General features: G+C 33.0%; 17 protein-coding genes. 6 read left to right on the plus strand and 11 right to left on the minus strand.

Annotated features, from left to right (window positions below):
• On the plus strand, positions 1-499 hold a 499-nt coding region (locus BN349_RS12115; protein ID WP_019242585.1), incomplete at its 5' end, for a flavodoxin-dependent (E)-4-hydroxy-3-methylbut-2-enyl-diphosphate synthase.
• A gap of 151 nt (positions 500-650) precedes the next feature.
• Here the strand turns inward: BN349_RS12115 and BN349_RS12120 are convergent.
• Positions 651-989 carry a hypothetical protein gene (locus tag BN349_RS12120; protein WP_019242586.1) on the minus strand — a complete coding sequence of 113 codons (339 nt, stop codon included), beginning with the start codon at positions 987-989 and terminating at the stop codon, positions 651-653.
• Positions 990-1,254: 265 nt separating this feature from the next.
• On the opposite strand from BN349_RS12120, the gene BN349_RS12125 reads away from it, so the two are divergent.
• Together BN349_RS12125 and BN349_RS12130 are read left to right on the plus strand one after the other, a co-directional pair.
• Positions 1,255-1,824 (plus strand): nucleotidase, encoded by a 570-nt coding sequence (locus tag BN349_RS12125; protein WP_026089295.1) that lies wholly within the window; start codon positions 1,255-1,257, stop codon positions 1,822-1,824.
• A gap of 26 nt (positions 1,825-1,850) precedes the next feature.
• On the plus strand, positions 1,851-3,569 hold the full coding sequence (locus BN349_RS12130; protein ID WP_019242588.1) for an ABC transporter ATP-binding protein: 1,719 nt from the start codon (positions 1,851-1,853) through the stop codon (positions 3,567-3,569).
• Positions 3,570-3,740: 171 nt separating this feature from the next.
• Here the strand turns inward: BN349_RS12130 and BN349_RS12135 are convergent, their stop codons facing one another.
• The 3 genes from BN349_RS12135 to BN349_RS12145 all read right to left on the minus strand — a co-directional run bounded on the left by BN349_RS12135 (position 3,741) and on the right by BN349_RS12145 (position 6,064).
• Positions 3,741-4,151, minus strand: a complete 411-nt coding sequence (locus BN349_RS12135) for a Fur family transcriptional regulator (RefSeq protein WP_019242589.1) — start codon at positions 4,149-4,151, stop codon at positions 3,741-3,743.
• A gap of 23 nt (positions 4,152-4,174) precedes the next feature.
• On the minus strand, positions 4,175-5,017 hold the full coding sequence (locus tag BN349_RS12140) for a metal ABC transporter permease (protein ID WP_019242590.1): 843 nt from the start codon (positions 5,015-5,017) through the stop codon (positions 4,175-4,177).
• Between the two features lie 315 nt (positions 5,018-5,332).
• On the minus strand, positions 5,333-6,064 hold the full coding sequence (locus BN349_RS12145; RefSeq protein WP_034294231.1) for a metal ABC transporter ATP-binding protein: 732 nt from the start codon (positions 6,062-6,064) through the stop codon (positions 5,333-5,335).
• A gap of 158 nt (positions 6,065-6,222) precedes the next feature.
• Between BN349_RS12145 and BN349_RS12150 the strand changes: the two genes are divergently transcribed.
• Positions 6,223-6,480 (plus strand): DUF2624 family protein, encoded by a 258-nt coding sequence (locus BN349_RS12150; protein ID WP_019242592.1) that lies wholly within the window; start codon positions 6,223-6,225, stop codon positions 6,478-6,480.
• Between the two features lie 297 nt (positions 6,481-6,777).
• On the opposite strand, the gene BN349_RS12155 is transcribed toward BN349_RS12150, so the two are convergent.
• Both BN349_RS12155 and BN349_RS12160 read right to left on the minus strand, forming a co-directional pair.
• Positions 6,778-7,671 carry a deoxyribonuclease IV gene (locus BN349_RS12155; protein WP_019242593.1) on the minus strand — a complete coding sequence of 298 codons (894 nt, stop codon included), beginning with the start codon at positions 7,669-7,671 and terminating at the stop codon, positions 6,778-6,780.
• A gap of 14 nt (positions 7,672-7,685) precedes the next feature.
• A complete protein-coding gene (locus BN349_RS12160; protein WP_019242594.1) occupies positions 7,686-9,005 on the minus strand; it encodes a DEAD/DEAH box helicase in 1,320 nt (439 codons plus the stop codon).
• Positions 9,006-9,662: 657 nt separating this feature from the next.
• On the opposite strand from BN349_RS12160, the gene vrrA reads away from it, so the two are divergent.
• Both vrrA and BN349_RS12170 read left to right on the plus strand, forming a co-directional pair.
• Positions 9,663-10,418 (plus strand): VrrA/YqfQ family protein, encoded by a 756-nt coding sequence (vrrA, locus tag BN349_RS24905; RefSeq protein WP_019242595.1) that lies wholly within the window; start codon positions 9,663-9,665, stop codon positions 10,416-10,418.
• 152 nt (positions 10,419-10,570) lie between these two features.
• Positions 10,571-11,524: a 4-hydroxy-3-methylbut-2-enyl diphosphate reductase gene (locus BN349_RS12170; RefSeq protein ID WP_019242596.1), complete on the plus strand. Its 954-nt coding sequence runs from the start codon at positions 10,571-10,573 to the stop codon at positions 11,522-11,524.
• Between the two features lie 65 nt (positions 11,525-11,589).
• On the opposite strand, the gene BN349_RS23890 is transcribed toward BN349_RS12170, so the two are convergent.
• The 5 genes from BN349_RS23890 to BN349_RS12200 form a co-directional block, all read right to left on the minus strand.
• Positions 11,590-12,672, minus strand: coding sequence for an oligosaccharide flippase family protein (locus tag BN349_RS23890; protein ID WP_019242597.1), 1,083 nt, complete (start codon positions 12,670-12,672; stop codon positions 11,590-11,592).
• Positions 12,673-12,968: 296 nt separating this feature from the next.
• Positions 12,969-13,961 carry a UDP-glucose 4-epimerase GalE gene (gene galE, locus BN349_RS12180; RefSeq protein ID WP_019242598.1) on the minus strand — a complete coding sequence of 331 codons (993 nt, stop codon included), beginning with the start codon at positions 13,959-13,961 and terminating at the stop codon, positions 12,969-12,971.
• 19 nt (positions 13,962-13,980) lie between these two features.
• Positions 13,981-15,513, minus strand: a complete 1,533-nt coding sequence (locus BN349_RS12185) for a lipopolysaccharide biosynthesis protein (protein WP_019242599.1) — start codon at positions 15,511-15,513, stop codon at positions 13,981-13,983.
• Between the two features lie 194 nt (positions 15,514-15,707).
• Positions 15,708-17,000, minus strand: coding sequence for a hypothetical protein (locus BN349_RS12195; RefSeq protein ID WP_019242601.1), 1,293 nt, complete (start codon positions 16,998-17,000; stop codon positions 15,708-15,710).
• A gap of 67 nt (positions 17,001-17,067) precedes the next feature.
• On the minus strand, positions 17,068-17,955 hold the full coding sequence (locus BN349_RS12200) for a beta-1,6-N-acetylglucosaminyltransferase (protein WP_019242602.1): 888 nt from the start codon (positions 17,953-17,955) through the stop codon (positions 17,068-17,070).
• Between the last annotated feature and the right edge of the window lie 70 nt (positions 17,956-18,025).

Consider the following 18,025-nt stretch of genomic DNA (forward strand, 5'->3'; position numbering starts at 1 on the left):
TATTACAGAATCAGGAACATTATTTGCAGGTACAGTTAAAAGTGCTGCCGGACTAGGTGCTATTCTTCACAAGGGAATCGGAAACACACTTCGTATTTCATTAAGTGCAGATCCAGTTGAAGAAGTTAAAGTAGCTAGAGAATTACTAAAATCATTTGGTCTTGCATCAAATGCAGCAACACTTATTTCTTGTCCAACATGCGGAAGAATTGAAATCGACTTAATTAGTATTGCAAACGAAGTAGAAGAATACATTAGCAAAATTAAAGCACCAATTAAAGTAGCTGTTCTAGGCTGTGCTGTTAACGGACCAGGAGAAGCAAGAGAAGCGGATATTGGTATTGCAGGAGCTAGAGGCGAAGGGTTATTATTCCGCAAAGGAAAAATCGTTCGAAAAGTACCTGAAGATATTATGGTTGATGAGTTGAAAAAAGAAATTGATGCAATAGCCGCTGAATACTTTGCTAAACAAGAAGAGAAGAAATTATCTTCTCAATAATAATGAAAGCAGTCCACTGTATTGGACTGCTTTTCTATTTTTTTACAGTTGTCCATGTCATCCCTATGCACTTTCCTTACATAAAATAAAAAGGACATCTCAAAAAAGGATTAGATTACCTCTGAGATGCCCTATATGATAATAATGAATTTTAAAACAATGGAACAACAAACAGTTTTAAGATTATTGAAAAAGCACTTATTCCTATTGCCCAACTACCAAATGTTATTTCACCTTTACGTAGTGCAATAAATCCTAAAACAATGGCAATGACCCCTAATACATATGGGTAGAAAAAAAGAGAAAGAACAGCAATCAACAGGCCAATGTATCCAATTGCTTTTGCTGCGATCGTCATTTTCCTTGCTGTCTGATACGCTTCTTCATTTCTTACAGTATAAGGAGTTGCAATCTCAGCTGCAGTTTCTTCTTTGTATTTGTTGGTTTCATTGTGCTCTTGATTAGAAAGAGATTGATTATTTCTTTCCATGATGAACCGCCTCACTTTCTCTCTATGGGTGTAATCTTATTTTTTCTCTTTTTAACAAAAATAAAATAGGAAACATTTACTTAGCCATTTATCATGCAAGCATAATAATATTTAGATATATAATATATAGACGAAAAAACGAAAAAGAAAACATGTTTTTCTTGTAAATTTTCGCTACTTTTATTGGTGATCACTAGTTCTAGTGTGGAGGTCTCATTCACGTTAGTATATAATGAAAGTCACATTATTGAAAGTAGGTGTAATATTGCGAAAAATTAAATTTGGAATTGACATCGATGGTACAATAACTCGACCAGACACCATCATTCCCTTTTTAAATAAAGATTTTGGATTACAATTAAAAATGGAAGATATTAAAGAATACGATATACGCCCTCATGTAAACGTAGAGGAAGATATTTTAAATCAATGGTTTAGAACAAATGAATCACATATTTATCAGCAATCTCCATTAAATAAGTGGGCAAAAGAGGTTATCAGCGAATGGAAAGATGTAGGAGAACTCTATTACATAAGTGCACGACATACATATCTTTTCGATATCACTGAACAATGGTTTAAAAACAATTGCATCCCTTATCATCATATTGAATTAACAGGCTCTCACAATAAAATCTCACTTATAAAAAAATATAATATTGATATTTTCTTTGAGGATAAGCATGATAATGCTGTACAAATAGGGGAAGAATGTCATATTCCTGTCATCTTATTTAATACTTCTTATAATCAAGGGAATGTTCCCACTAATGTCATTAGAGTAAACAATTGGCTAGAAGCCGACCAGTGGGTTAAAGAAGAATTTAAACTATAGAAAGAGAAAAATAGGTGGATAATAGAATGATTAGACGTTTTTATTCGTATTACAGACCGTATAAGCGGTTATTTGCTATTGATTTTGGCTGTGCCATTATTGTAGCTATTTTAGAACTAGCTTTTCCTCTTTCCGTCCAATGGTTTATTGATACCTTACTTCCAGGAGAGGATTGGCCAGCAATCATTTCAGTCAGCTTTGGGCTTTTATTACTCTATTTGATTAGTACTGGCCTACAATTCGTAGTCAACTATTGGGGTCATAAGCTAGGAATTAATATCGAAACGGACATGCGGCAAGAGCTTTTCCAGCATGTTCAAAAACAATCCTTTAAATTTTTCGACAATTCCAAAACCGGTCATTTAATGAGTAGGATTACAAATGATTTAATGGATATCGGGGAGTTAGCTCATCATGGTCCTGAGGACTTCTTTATTGCTATTATGACTTTCCTTGGGGCATTCGGTATTATGCTTACTTTACACGTCAAACTAGCTTTGATTACAATATGTCTGCTCCCATTTTTAATTATCATTATGGTACTCGGAAATCTAAAAATGAATAAAGCATGGAGTAAAATGTACGGAGAAATTGCAGATGTTAATGCAAGAGTTGAAGATAGTATTTCAGGGGCACGTGTCGTTCAATCATTTACGAATGAAAGCTATGAAAATAGCAGATTTACCAAAAACAACAAGCGATTCAGAGCGGCTAAGCTACAAGGTTATAAAGTCATGTCCTTTAGTTTATCTGGCATCTATATAATGACAAGAATGATGACACTTGTAGTGCTAGTCATCGGGGCTTGGTTTGTCTATCATAATCAACTCTCTTATGGTGCAATGGTTGGTTTTCTTTTATATGTGAACGTTCTATTTAAGCCTGTAGAAAAAATAACAGCTCTTATGGAATTATATCCAAAAGGAATGGCCGGCTTTAAACGATTTACTACTTTACTTGATGTTACACCCGATGTTCAAAATAAGGAAAATGCAATAGAAGTGGCAGCATTAAATGGAAATATCGCTTTTCATGATGTAGGCTTTGGATATGATGATAAAAAAACTATACTAAATCATATTGATTTACAAATTAAGTCCGGAGAAACGATTGCGTTTGTTGGTCCTTCTGGAGCAGGAAAAACTACAATCTGTTCGTTGATTCCACGCTTTTATGATGTAACAAGTGGAAAAATAACCATAGATGGCATGGATATAAGAGATATGACAACTCAATCATTGCGTTCTCAAATTGGAATAGTTCAACAAGATGTCTTTTTATTTACAGGAACCATTAAGGAAAACATATCTTATGGAAAACTAGACGCAACTGATGAAGAAATATATCAAGCAGTTAAACGGGCACATCTGGAGGCGTTTATTGAAGGTTTACCAGACGGTTATGAAACACAAATTGGAGAACGAGGCTTGAAGCTATCAGGGGGACAAAAACAACGGCTTGCTATTGCTCGAATGTTTCTTAAAAATCCACCAATACTCATATTAGATGAAGCTACTTCAGCTCTTGATACAGAAACAGAAGTTATTATTCAGCAATCATTAAATGAATTAGCGCTAAATCGAACAACACTTATCATTGCTCATCGACTCGCTACGATTCGTGATGCTGATCGAATTATTGTTATCACTGAAGACGGTATCGCAGAGCAAGGAAGACACGAAGAATTGCTCGAAAGAAACGAGATTTTTGCAGGGCTACACAAAGCACAATTTCAGTACAGTTAAATAAAGATTCAAGCTAGTAAGCTCACCAGTAAATCTTCTGGATAGCTTACTAGCTTGTCTTTTTGCAAATAAAACAGAATCAGACAAAGTAACACATTCGTATAGAGTACAAAAAGCCAAAACAAAAGCGTCAGTACTAGCATTTTCATTAAGCTAGTACTGACGCTTTTGTTATTGGCACTCTGGACAGCGACCATATATTTCGAACTTATGCCCTGAGATATCATATGCCTGCAAATCCTCTGATAGATGACTCATTGGACATGTTTCAATCTCTTTCGTTTTTCCACAATCTAAACATATAAAATGATGATGATGCTGATTATGACTGCATGTAAAACGAAAATGCTTTTCCCCTGACAGCTCTGTCATCTCACAGATACCTAATTCAACAAAAAGAGAAAGATTACGATAAATCGTATCAAAACTAAGACCTGGATAGTTTGCTTTCATATTCTCTAATACATCTTTCGCTGTTAAATATTTATTGCTTTTAGAAAAAAGTTCGAGCATCTCTTCTCTTTTCCCTGTATATTTATATCCTTTATTCTTTAATAAGACTAATGCTTCATCAACTTTCATAACGTTCAACTCCAGTACAAGTATTAAGCATTACGAATTTTAACCTTCTTATACCCGATTGTAAGCAATAATAGTAAAATAGCAATCATTACAATCGTTCCACCTGGCGCTAAATCTAAATAATAAGCAGAGAATAATCCACCCACTACTGAAATTTCGCCAAAAAGAATAGAGAATAGAATCATTTGTTTAAAACCATTTGCAATTCTCATGCTAGCTGCAACTGGTAATGTCATTAAAGATGATACAAGCATGATCCCAACGATTCTCATAGATGCAGCAATAACTAAAGCGACAAGAATAATAAATATGAAATGAATATACTTCGCTGGAATCCCAGACGCCTTTGCATGATCCTCATCAAACGATAACAAAAATAACTCTTTATAAAGTAGAACGATCATCGCTATTACAAAAATAGCTACGCCAATAATAGTCCATAAATCTAAACGAGAAACTGCACTAACACTTCCAAATAAATAGCTAAATAAATCTGTATTAAAGCCATCAGCTAAGGAAATAAAAATGACACTAAATCCAATACCTGACGATAAAATAATAGGAATCGCTAACTCTTGATAATGTTTATAAACACTACGTAATTTTTCAATAAATAAAGAGCCAATGACGGAAAAAGTCATCCCCATAAATAAAGGATTGATACTACCTACTTGGGCGAAAAACTTTTTTTCAATAAATAAACTAAAAGCGATTCCCGCAAGTGTAACATGACTTAAGGCATCCGCTATTAAAGATTGCCTCCTTACAACGACAAAGGCACCTAATAAAGGCGCTATAATACCAATAACTATACCTGTAATAAATGCATTTCTTAAAAATTCATAATGAAATAAATCTAAAATCATCGGAATCCTCCCGATTTACTTAATAAGAAAACTCAAAGGACTTAAAAGTATGGAGCAAAAACACACTTTTTCAAAATGGTTGCTCTTTCCCTTTTTTATATATGTTAATTAGACTACAGTATGGCTAATCAATCATCCAAGTTAAATTCAATTACTTTCTTATCTTGTAAAATATATTTATTTTGGCTCTGTTATGCGTTACTGTTGTTATAATTAGCAGCAATCTCAAACCACCATGAGAGAAGCCTTGCATTTGACCATTAAAAGCAAAGGGCTTGGGAGCCATTGTTTCAACAATTAGCATTAACAGATCCTTTATTTTTTCTGTGGTTGGTTGCCATAAAAACAATTTAATTCAACATCACTCAGTTGCTGATACTCATGAGAGTTCCCATGAAAATGTAGATGCTTATTTAAACATGCAACATGAGTAACAGAATGACTTACTGCCTCTAAATCATGAGTTACGAGAATCATCGTAATACCCAGCTTTTGATTCAACTGCTCAATCATTTCATAAAATATTTTCTCATTTGCAGCATCAATACCAACAGTAGGTTCATCTAATATCAATAATTCTGGATCACTTACTAATGCTCTTGCTATAAATACTCTTTGCTGCTGTCCACCTGATAATTCGCCAATATTCCGATTGGCAAATTCACTCATACCGACATCCTTCAAAGCTTTTATAACTTTTTCACGATGCTGATTTTTCGCAAAGTGAAATAGACCAATTTTTTTCGTTAAGCCGCTTAATACAACTTCAAATACTGTTGCAGGAAAGCCACTATTAAAAGAGTTTGCTTTCTGAGAAACATAGCCAATTTTGTCCCAATCTTTAAAGTCTTGGATTTTTTGGCCAAACAAATAAATATTTCCTTTTTGGATTTTTAATAAACCTAAAAGAAGCTTTAATAAAGTGGATTTTCCTGATCCATTTGGACCAACAATCGCTAAAAAAGCTCCTTTTGGAATACTTATATTTATATGTTCAAGAACGGTGTCTGTCTCATAACGGTATGAAACATCATCAATTATAATCATGTCTTCTTTCAATATTATCACCCAATTTAAGAATCATTACGATTTACATGTTGAGTATACTCTTTTTTTATACATAAGTAAAGGTAATACTCTTTACAAAATAATTTTAGTTCATTATTATGTCCTCCTTTCATATGTTAAGTACGAGGAGGGATGATGTGAGATTTTTAGAAAGCATTATAAACATGAAGCTTAACAGCATTAGAAAAGATGAATTACTCCAATTAGCACGGCAATACCAAGTTCAACTTACTCCAAATGAAGCAGAGAAAATATGCCAAACATTGAGAGGAAAAAACTACAACCTATTTCATCCAGAACAGAGACGTTATGTCGTATCACAAATTGCAGGTATCGTAGGAAATGAAAGAGCAGCTCAAATTGAACAAATTTTTCTTTCCTTTACAGGAAGATAATAAAAGTAAGCTGTTTTCGCAGACTATGTTACCTTTAAGCAAATATAGGATGAGTTAAATTCCGCAGGGCGGCGGTGAGCCTCCTCTGTGAGAAAGTGTCTTTGGGGTCTCACTTGTCTCACTTTTAGCAAACAACCTAAAAGAAAGAATAATTTAATCAACTAATCTTATTAAAACCTATAAGAATAAAAAATGGGCGTCATTCAAAAGCCAAAGCCTTTGTGACAGCCCTCTTTTTTATTCGTGTGAACGATATACAACTTTACGCTAATATCTTCTCTACACGTTTTTACTCATTTAGGAATGAACAATGTCATTTAACACGTTCTCATTAAAGACACCTTGTTTAAGCATCTCTATCTCATATTTATAAGGTGCTTTTTTATTATTCTTATCTTCACCAACAAAAGGTGTTTCTAAAATTTTAGGAATCTCCATAAGTTGTGGATGATGAACGATTTTATTCAATGCAGTAAAGCCAATATGACCGAAACCGATGTTTTCATGACGGTCTTTACCAGCTCCCATGACGTTTTTGCTATCATTAATATGAAGAACCTTCAATCGATCAATACCAATAATTTTATCAAATTGATTCAAAACACCATCAAAGTCTTGGGCGACGTTATAACCCGCATCATGTGTATGACAAGTATCAAAGCAAACAGATAGTCGATCATTATGTGTAACTCCATCGATGATCATAGCAAGCTCTTCAAAGCTACGGCCACATTCCGTACCTTTACCAGCCATCGTTTCAAGTGCGATTTGTAACTTTTCATTACCGGTTAATACTTCATTCAATCCTTTAATAATACTTTTGATACCTTCTTCAACTCCAGCCCCAACGTGAGCTCCTGGATGTAATACGATTTGTTTTGCACCTATTGCTTCTGTGCGTTGAATTTCTGATGTTAAAAAATCCACCCCTAATTGAAAGGTTTCAGGTTTAATAGAGTTTCCAATATTGATAATGTATGGGGCGTGGACCACAATATCCGTCATCCCATGCTCTTCCATATGTCTTTGCCCTGCTTCAATGTTCAATTCTTCTATACTTTTACGTCTTGTATTTTGTGGAGCACCCGTGTAGATCATGAAGGTATTTGCTCCATAAGATGCTGCTTCTTCACTGGCACCTAATAGCATCTTCTTCCCACTCATTGACACGTGTGAGCCTATTTTAAGCATTTCTCTTCACCCTTTTATTTTTTCTTTTTTCTCAACTCAATTTTTCGTTGACGTTTTTTATGAGCATCAAGTTCCCACTGTTGTTTTCGTTTATAGCCTGGTTTCACCTTAGTAGGTTTTTTAACAATTATCTTCGCTTTCGCATCTAGCTCCGCTTTTTGCTTCTTACGTTTCGTTCGCTTATTGCGATCATCAGCATCAATCCATTCACGATTAACAAAGTCCTTATTAATAAATGTAATGCCTAATTTTTCAAGCTTATTTAAAGCATCTTCATCCGAAATATCATAAATAGTTGCTGCAATTCCAGAGTACCCTGCTCGAGCAGTACGTCCGGCTCTGTGAATATAGAAGTCTAAATCGGATGGAATCTCGTAATTGATTACATGACTTACACCTTCGATATCAATTCCACGTGCAGCTAGGTCAGTTGCTACTACATATTGAAACTCTAAATCATTAATTTGCTTCATCATTTTACGACGTTCACGCGGAGATAAGTTTCCATGTAATCTTCCAACACGTAATCCTCTTTTATTTAACTCATCGGCAACTGTATCGGCCATTTGTTTTGTATTTGTAAAAATTAAGGCTAAATATGGATTGAAGGAGGTAACAATATCGTGTAATAATGTCACTTTATTTCGATGACGTAATGGAACTAATACATGATCAATTTTTTGTGCTGTTACTTGTTCTGGATCTACTTGATAGTATCTTGGGTTTTCCATATACTTTTGTAAAAACGGCTTAAGTTTTTCTGGAATTGTAGCTGAAAAGACAAGCATTTGTAGTTTTTCAGTCATACGCGCTGCAATGTAGTCAACATCTTGAATGAAGCCCATATCTAACATTAAATCCGCTTCATCCACAACCAATGTTGTAGCTGAATAGACCTGCAAGGCTTTCGCATCTATTAAATCTTTAATTCTACCAGGTGTACCAATAATCAATTGTGGCTGTTGCTTTAGCTTTTCAATAGTACGCTGCTTATCTGTTCCACCTACATAGCATCGTACATTAATTTGCTGATCTTCAGGGAAACACTCAGCAATTTTCACAGCTTCTTTATAAATTTGATTAGCTAATTCACGTGTAGGTGCTGTAATAATGGCTTGTACCTCTTCTTTTTCTGGAACAATTTTATTCATAATTGGTAATAGAAAAGCATGTGTTTTACCTGTACCCGTTTGTGATTGTCCAATAATACTCGTGCCTTTTAGCGTAGCTGGGATAACACGTTCTTGAATATCAGTTGGCTTCTTGAACCCTCTCTCTTCAACTGCTTTCAAGATATATGGATGAAAGGAAAATCTTTCGAATTGATTTGACATATTTTAAATACTCCTTATTTAATCTGCATTTTCAACAATAACTGCTTGTCTTATCTTACCCTCTTTGACTCATTAACTCAACAATTCCAATCACATTATAAAAATTCTTTTTTAGATATTCACGTTTTCTTCCCATTTTCTCCAAATATGCATAAATTAATAATAAGAAAAGCGCAAGTGCCCTGGTCAGTCCCGACCAGCATAAGATGAAATGGCTAGAAGGTGTACTTTACCTTCTGGACAGATTTTTACGCTTTCTTACCTTATAAGAAATTAAGTGCCTTGACCAAAAGTCTAAATTTCTAAAGATGCTTTATAAAGACTGTTTTCGCGAGCTTTAACACCCATTATCAAGTAGCAAGTATAGGTTGATTTCTGCTCCAGTTTGCTCGCTTTCCGTGGGGCGGGCGGTGAGCCTCCTCGGCACATAGTGCCTATGGGGTCTCACCTATCCCGCTACTCCCACAGAAGTCTAGCACCTTACGCTCCAATCATCCAAACTGTTTATTCACTGCTTTTATTCCTTTTATTCATCAAACAAATTTTTAAAAAACTATCTTTTAAAATCAATCATTTTATAGTCATTAAAACCCATATTACGTAACCCATCTATAAATACAATAAAAACAAACTTCTCATTTAAGGAGGGAGATCAACGTGAATAGAGGTTTCCAAAATCATATAGGTAGAGGCGTTCCCAATAATACTCCCCCATTTCAACAACAAATGCCGATGGGACAAAGAGGACCAGGACCGTTTAACCAACCATTACCTCCTCAGCTACCGCCAATGAATACTCAAGGTTTTTATACCCATAATCCATATCTACAGCAAGGGTCTATGCAGCAACCAATTCGTCAACAAGGAAATATGGCTGGGCCAGAGAAAAAAGGTTTATTAACGAAAATATTTTCAAAGAAACAGCAAAGAAATATGCCACAACAATCACCTTTTTCTTTACCACAAAGCAGCTCTAGAAATGCAGCTGCCGCTTCAACCGCAGCTACAGGAGCGGCAGCAACTAGTGGAGGATTTCTGCAAAGCGTGCTAAATCCAGATAATCTTTCTTCCATGTTAAATAATACTCAACGTGTTTTAGCTGCTGCTGAATCATTTGGGCCACTAGTCCAACAGTACGGGCCAGTAGTCAAAAATATTCCTGCCATGTGGAAGCTTTTCCAAGGAACAAAAGATAACGATTCAATAAATTCTGACTCTAATAACAATCAAAGTGAACCTGAACCGTCTCCAAATATAAAAGAAGAAGCGAAAATTATAGTTCACGAAAAAAAAGCTGAACCAATTCGTAAAGCAAAGCATATTAAACATCGCATACCTACAGAAAGAGTAAAACAAATGGATTCTTCTTCTTTTCATAGAAAAGGAGAATCCAAGCCAAAATTATTTATCTAATATTTAAGCATGATTCTTTTTGAGTCGTGATTTATTCAAAATTCAATGCTTTCTTTATAAACTTCAATGTCCTTCTTCATTCTTTGTATTGTTTTTCTTCCTTATATATAATAGGATTATAGAACAATTATGGTTGAATGAAGGAGGCCATTATGAAAGTTATTAAAATTTCGCCACGGGGATACTGCTACGGTGTTGTTGATGCTATGGTTATTGCACGCAATGCTGCTTTAGATAAAACATTACCCCGTCCTATATATATCCTTGGAATGCTGGTTCATAATAGCCATGTTACGGACGCATTTAAAGAAGATGGTATCATTACCCTAGATGGTAAAAATAGATCTGAAATCATCAATCAAGTAGAAAGTGGCACTGTTATTTTCACAGCACATGGCGTTTCTCCAGAAGTTCGTGAAATTGCTAAACAACGTGGTTTGGTCACAATCGATGCAACATGCCCTGATGTTACGGTCACACATGACTTAATTCGAGAAAAAAAAGCAGAAGGCTACCATATTATATACATTGGTAAAAAAGGACATCCTGAACCTGAAGGAGCCGTAGGTGTTGCCCCTGATGTCGTTCATCTTGTTGAAAACATAAAAGACGTGGAAGAATTACAATTAGGTGATGCCAAAATAATCGTAACGAACCAGACAACAATGAGTCAATGGGACGTTCAAGTGTTAATGGAGCGCATCCAAGAAATCTATCCACAAACTGAGGTTCACAAAGAAATATGTAATGCTACGCAAACAAGACAGGAAGCTGTCGCTGAACAAGCTGGCGAAGCGGATCTTCTCATTGTTGTCGGTGATCCACGAAGTAACAATAGTAATCGTCTTGCTCAGGTTTCCGAAGAAATAGCTGGTACAAAAGCATATCGCGTGGCCGATGTTTCTGAAATTAACCCCGAATGGTTAAAGGATATTGAAACAGTAGCGGTAACAGCTGGAGCTTCCACGCCAACTCCTATAACAAGAGAAGTCATTGCTTACTTAGAGCAATTTGATCGCCAAGATTCTTCTACTTGGAAAGGTGAGAAGAAGGTTCCGTTGAGTAAGATTTTGCCTAAGGTGAAGAAGAATGTAGAGGCGAAATAAAACTTATTATTATAATATTTGCCCAAAGACTTGTTTAGCCTTTGGGCAAATATTTTCTTATTTATCTACTTTAGTTTGATACTAGAGATTAATGCCTTTAATTCATTTAAAACTAATCCATCTTTTTCAACATATTCTTTTATAAGAATAATCGACAAATAAATTAACGCACCTACTATAATTTGAAGGACAGTAGTAATAATTTTTGCACCTAAATAGACACCTATGATTCTGACTACTAAAAACATTACTATTCCTGCTCCTGCATAATAAATTACTTTTAGAAATATTTTTTTGAGTTCAATTTGTTCTCTTATAGCAACCAATTGGACAAGCATAACAACAAGCTCGGCAAACAGAGTTCCTATTGAAGCTCCTATTGCTCCAAAAGGCTTGATTAGAAACAAATTCAGTACAAGATTAACAAATGCTCCTGTATAGACTGAAATAGTATATGGTTTCATTCTACCGATAGCTAACAAATACTGAGTACCGAATACTCCACTCCATGCCATAAAAAATATTGTTGGACATATAATGATTAGGACAGTGATAGACCTTTTAAATTCTTCTCCTAAATACCATGGAATGAATTCAATTGAGATTCCTGCTAACCCTAACATAATAGGAGTTGCTATAAAACTAGAAAAATCCAAAGATTTAAATAAATATTTTTTTACTTCTTCCGTCTTTCCATTGCTGAATATATAGGCAATTTTAGGTAGCATAATCGTTCCTAATGAAGTTACGAATGCTAGGCTCACCTTCAAAATCTTATCAGCATAATCAAATACTCCTACTTCACTTTCAACCGAGAATATACCAATCATCGTTTTGTTTAAAACAAAATATATTTGAATAGCAATCTGCGGAACAAAGTAAGAGACGGTTGGTTTAACATGTTTCCATACATCCTGTATTTTTATGGGTACTAGTATTAAATAATTTTTCATTCCAATCCAAAGAACCAATTGTCCAATGAATATCGTCCCTGTCATAATCAATGAATATGTAGGTAAATCATTAGGTGTTTCCACAAAAAGAAATAGTAGTACTATACTTAAAACCCTTACTATCGTATTTCTAATGACAATTTGTTTAAACTTTTCCAATCCACTAAAGAACCATGAACAATCTACTAAGCACATAATAAAGAAATCACTTGAATATACATAATTGTTTTATGTGTAAACTCCCCATAATATGTAAAAAATAAATATAAAATTAAGCAAAGAGCCGTCATAATCCATTGCAAGGCACACAGCTAAGGAATGTTTGACTTAATTTTTCTTTACACTCAATCGAAAGTCCCTAATCTAAATCTAATCAATTGACATTACTTTTAACCAATAAAAAATGCAATCCAAATAAGCCTGTCACTTTAATAACAGACTGAACAGTTTTAACTTTTTTTATCAATTATAATTAGATTGAATTTATAGCATTACATTTCACCATATCCATTAGGATGTTTTTTATGCCAATTCCATGCAGTCTCTATAATTTCTTTACTATTGGTATATTTGGGGTTCCACCCTAAAATTTCTTTTGCTTTTTTACTGGATGCAATTAATCTACTCGGATCTCCAACTCTTCTTTCTCCTTGAAGTACATGTATAGGTAATCCCGTTACTTTCTTTGCAGTATCAATAATTTCTTTCACAGAATATCCATTTCCACTACCTAAATTAAAAATATTACTTTCGTTACCTTTCATCAAATATTCCAAAGCTAAAATATGCGCTTCCACTAAATCAACCACATGAATATAATCACGAATACAAGTACCATCTTCCGTGTCATAATCATCTCCAAATATTGTAATATTCTCTCTTAACCCCAATGCTGTTTGTAATACTAAGGGTATTATGTGCGTTTCAATCCGATGATCTTCCCCTATTTTTCCATCTAAACTAGCACCAGCAACGTTAAAATAACGAAGTGAAACATAACGGATACCATACGATTCATCCGCCCATTTCATCATTTTTTCCATCATTAATTTTGATTCACCATATGGATTAGATGGATTTGTCGGTGCCTCTTCCGTAATCGGTATACTCTTTGGCTCTCCATATGTTGCCGCAGTAGAAGAGAATACAATTTTATCTACATTTCTATCCTTCATTATTTCTAACAAAACCATCATTCCATATGTATTATTATGAAAATATTTAAGAGGATTAGATACTGATTCACCGACTAATGAATGAGCTGCAAAATGCATAACTCCATCAATTTTTTCTTTTTCAAACATGTCATGTAAAAAATCACGATTTCGTATATCGCCAATATAAAAAGAAATATTAGGTGGAATAGCTTCGACATGACCTGTTTCAAGATTATCCACTACTACTACCTCATATCCTTTATCTAATAGACCTTTTACAGCATGAGAGCCAATGTATCCGGCTCCTCCAGTTACTAGAACTTTCATACTCTCTCTCCTCTACATATCATTCTTTAATGCTTCGGCTTTTACATATAAAATTTTGTATATACTCATACAGCATTCTCAACTCTTCTGTTTTAAAATTCGCAATTAAAAATGTTACTGTCATTATAAAGAAACAAATACATACTTTAAGTATGATAAATAACAAGGATACTGGCATATTATCGGTTATCATAACAGTTATGAACACAGCTATGATAGTAGTAATAAAATACTTTATTTGCCTATTCCAATACTGACTTACTGGCTGTTCAAACGTTTTATGAAATAATAATCTTGGTTCAACCCAGACATTTGTAAGCATCCGAGCAAATGCTGTTGAAATGATAATTCCTGCTAATCCCCAGTAACTTCCCAATACAATAGAGAGAATAAGATTGACGATTGCAGCGCATAACATTATATATTTAATTTGATTAAATAAACCTAATGTTTCTCTATAAATCCATACCGGCGTTACAATATTCTGAATATAAAAATTGAAAACAATTGCTATAACATCACTCGAATCTAATAAATAACTTTCCCCTATCCAAATAGTAATAAAGTCAGCAAAAACCACAAGAAAACAAAGAGAGGAGAAAGCACTTAACCAATGAAAAAAGAGTAATAACATATTAAAGAATTTGTAAGACTTTATTACATTACTTTCTGCATTTAAATTACCTATACTAGCATGCAAAGATTGAATAATGATAGAAATAAATGATGAAACTACATTGACAAGCATAAAATAATTTGAGTAATAGCCAACATAGATTGTTCCAACCATCATTGAAATTAGTATATTATCAGTATTATTCATAACAACATGGCCTATTTTAAACAAGAACATAGACCGTATATTTTTGTTTATTTCTTTAATCTGACTTTTAGCTATATCATATGGTTGCTTAATATATGGATACAATTTATCAGCTTTTATGCTTAATATGATATTGTTTAACACTGTACCTATAACCATAATTATTAAATAAAGAGTAAAACTTTTAATTATTACTAGCACAATAATTTGCAAAATATTAGTAAGCAAGGCACATGCCGTGCCAACAAATGTAATAATATAATTTTTTTGGTCTGCATTAATTAGTGCTGTTTTATACGCAACAAAATATGAGACTACAGAATTCAGTAAAAATATTAAATAGTACAAAACTAAATCATTGTACGTAAGATTGCTATTTATGACCATATGGAGAATTGGAACAATAGATATACCAAACAGCAAAACAGCAATAGCAATTCTTTTATAAATCTTTTTATAATAATTTAATAATGCACAAATAGCACCTTCATCTTGATCTCTAATCGGTTTATACAAACTGTATATCATGACGTTTGCAATACCAAGCTCCGCTAAAGATAAAACCATCAAAATACTACTATATAATCCACTTACTCCTAAATATTCCGCACCTAAGACTGCTATGAAAACGGTTCTACACAAAAAAGAGGAAAGTAAGCTTACAACTTGTCCTCCTATACCTATAGATACATTTTTCAATGCATTTTCTGTTCTGGATTTTATATTCATTTTCTATTCTATTCTCCTAAAAAAATGATATAAGTTTCTAAGAGATTTATAAATTACATGCTTTCTAGTTACCTTTATGATTTTTATTTTAATGCGATTCTTTGCATTTCTTATTTTTCTTTTAACTTTGTTTTCTACTCTATTGAAAAAATGAATGGTTCTATTATTTTCTTTCGCCTTAATCCCAATTAATTTTATATACAAAAAATTCTTTTTTTATTGTTAGCCTTCCTAAAAAAACTCAACTTCAAAAACTTAAAATCATTATAAACAAAATAATGATCCGGATTTAGGATAAGATTATCTACAGTTGTTTTATATTGTTCAATACATTTCTGGTGATCTTTAACATAATCACTATCAATAATTTCATACTGATTAGAAATAGTAAGGAAATTCACTTCTTGAGCATGACCTAATCCATATAAAGTCAATGTGCCACTCAAATCAATTACAAAATCATCCAAGCTGAGTTTACGATTAATTAATTTATTTTTAAACTGATTCAAATTTCTATTGAATTGTATGTTACAAGTTGGTCTTCCGGTATTCAAAAAATTAATAGAATTTTGGTTAAGTAGCAAATTTGTTGTTCGGATCACTTCATCGTAAGTATCAGTTATATGAATAGCATGTTTTCCAATACCGATTGAATCTCTAATATTTTGTTTAAGCTTCAAAATTTCAGCATGACTATCACACTCTAAAACATATACTGTCAAAAATTCCTTATCCCCGTAAGCATTGGTTTTCCGTTGTTCTCCTGAAAAATCATTTTCAATACAACCTATCCAATCTTCCGCAGAATATATTTGAATGATTAAATTATTCAGCCCACGATAACTAAGTTTTACTCTTTTCATATATACTACTTTGCATACACTATTGATCATCTCTTCCACTTCATCAAGTTGACAATTATCTAAAGCTTTAGACCATACGCATGCGACGTACAAATCCTTTTTTATTTTGCAATATTCAGCAACTAAATAATCTAGATATTTCTGATCAAGTAGTCTATCCTGAAAAAAACTCGTATCATATCTGGCAAAGATATTTTCAAAACGGATAATAGGTACTTCTAAATTAAAATAGGCAGCAATAGCAACCCGATGAGCACCATCCATTATCGCATTATTACTACCTACCGGAATAATAGATATCGTTGTATCAAATCCATGGTTCTTTATTGAATCTATTAAAAAATCAAAGGTCTCAAAATATTTTTCAATAGAATTTTTATCATCATTTCCAGGCTCAATAAACGTCCCGTGAGAAAAAGCTTCTATATGAGCGGTATATAATTCTTTAATAAATGTTAAATCATAACCTTTTTCTTTATGTTCTATATATTTTAGTTTAGCGATTAAATCAATTCGATCTTTTGTAATTAATTGGTTTGCATTTATCTTTTCTATATTATACGCTTTATTAAGATTAATATTATTTTGTTCACAAAAGTAATCTGTCAATCTTGATGACAACATGATTATTCCTCCAAAGACTATAGAAATCACTGTTAAATAACTATCATTAATATATGCTTTTCAGGACTCATTTATTTTTCAATAAAAATAAACCTTCATTCACCTTTTCTTCCATCTTGAATATAATTTTTTCATCTATTTTCAAATCGAATTTTCTCGCAAATAGTTGATCTGATTTCTGCAAATCCTCCCAATCATCCAATGTTAATGTCTTAGGGCTATTGCCTCCTTGAGACCAATCAATGTATCTCAAATTATTATTAACTACATTATTTTTTAAAGGTGAATTCAATATAAGTATTTGAAAAAAATGTTCATCTGGGCATGATGTATATTTAAATTCATCTAAATAACCAGGATTTTTTTCAATATAATCCAATATATAATTTAAGCAATGATTTGTAATAGTAAACCATTGTGAACCAAAATATAAGTTAAAACCCTTTAAATTATTTCTTCTAATAAAATACTTTTGTGGACGTCTTATTACATTATCTAAAATTCTCATATATAAGGTTCTATTTTTCTTATTCTCTCTAAAAAAGTTATAACATTTTAGTCTCCACCAATGTTGATTGATATCTCTATATTCCATAAACTCCTTTCCGTAATTCTCCGATAAAAATTGACTGATGTATTTAGAAGACTTAATTGGAAAATCTTGACCGCTAATCAAATGTACATAATCATACTTTCTTTGACTTAATCTTATTGCATTCATTAATTTAAGAGTAGCTTTAACTTGACTAAAACCTGACCAATTTACTCTTACTCTATCTTCTATAATAAATATTTGTTTATTATTACTATATTTCTCTTTTATTCTTGAATATAAGTTCTCACTCTTCACATCTATATGTATAAAAACATCACTATTCATCCCTAACAATATATTAATTAGCTCCACTAATTGTTTTTCACCTTTATGTGCCTGAATCATATAAGCCTGTTTCATGTTTTACTTCACCTTACTTTAGTGTAATTAATAATCGTTAAACAAACTTGTTGCCATGTAAAGAAGACAG

Origin of the sequence: Bacillus sp. AP8, assembly GCF_000321185.1 — a bacterium.
In the GTDB taxonomy this organism is placed as follows: domain Bacteria; phylum Bacillota; class Bacilli; order Bacillales; family DSM-1321; genus Bacillus_AD; species Bacillus_AD massilioanorexius.

Coding starts and splice junctions, on each gene's coding strand:
- BN349_RS12140 (WP_019242590.1), bottom strand. CDS start 5,017: ATGATTTTAGATTTATTTCATTATGAATTTTTAAGAAATGCATTTATT.
- BN349_RS12135 (WP_019242589.1), bottom strand. CDS start 4,151: ATGAAAGTTGATGAAGCATTAGTCTTATTAAAGAATAAAGGATATAAA.
- BN349_RS12130 (WP_019242588.1), top strand. CDS start 1,851: ATGATTAGACGTTTTTATTCGTATTACAGACCGTATAAGCGGTTATTT.
- BN349_RS12170 (WP_019242596.1), top strand. CDS start 10,571: ATGAAAGTTATTAAAATTTCGCCACGGGGATACTGCTACGGTGTTGTT.
- BN349_RS23890 (WP_019242597.1), bottom strand. CDS start 12,672: ATGTGCTTAGTAGATTGTTCATGGTTCTTTAGTGGATTGGAAAAGTTT.
- BN349_RS12160 (WP_019242594.1), bottom strand. CDS start 9,005: ATGTCAAATCAATTCGAAAGATTTTCCTTTCATCCATATATCTTGAAA.
- BN349_RS12155 (WP_019242593.1), bottom strand. CDS start 7,671: ATGCTTAAAATAGGCTCACACGTGTCAATGAGTGGGAAGAAGATGCTA.
- BN349_RS12120 (WP_019242586.1), bottom strand. CDS start 989: ATGGAAAGAAATAATCAATCTCTTTCTAATCAAGAGCACAATGAAACC.
- galE (WP_019242598.1), bottom strand. CDS start 13,961: ATGAAAGTTCTAGTAACTGGAGGAGCCGGATACATTGGCTCTCATGCT.
- BN349_RS12185 (WP_019242599.1), bottom strand. CDS start 15,513: ATGAATATAAAATCCAGAACAGAAAATGCATTGAAAAATGTATCTATA.
- BN349_RS12145 (WP_034294231.1), bottom strand. CDS start 6,064: ATGATTATAATTGATGATGTTTCATACCGTTATGAGACAGACACCGTT.
- BN349_RS12200 (WP_019242602.1), bottom strand. CDS start 17,955: ATGAAACAGGCTTATATGATTCAGGCACATAAAGGTGAAAAACAATTA.
- BN349_RS12195 (WP_019242601.1), bottom strand. CDS start 17,000: ATGTTGTCATCAAGATTGACAGATTACTTTTGTGAACAAAATAATATT.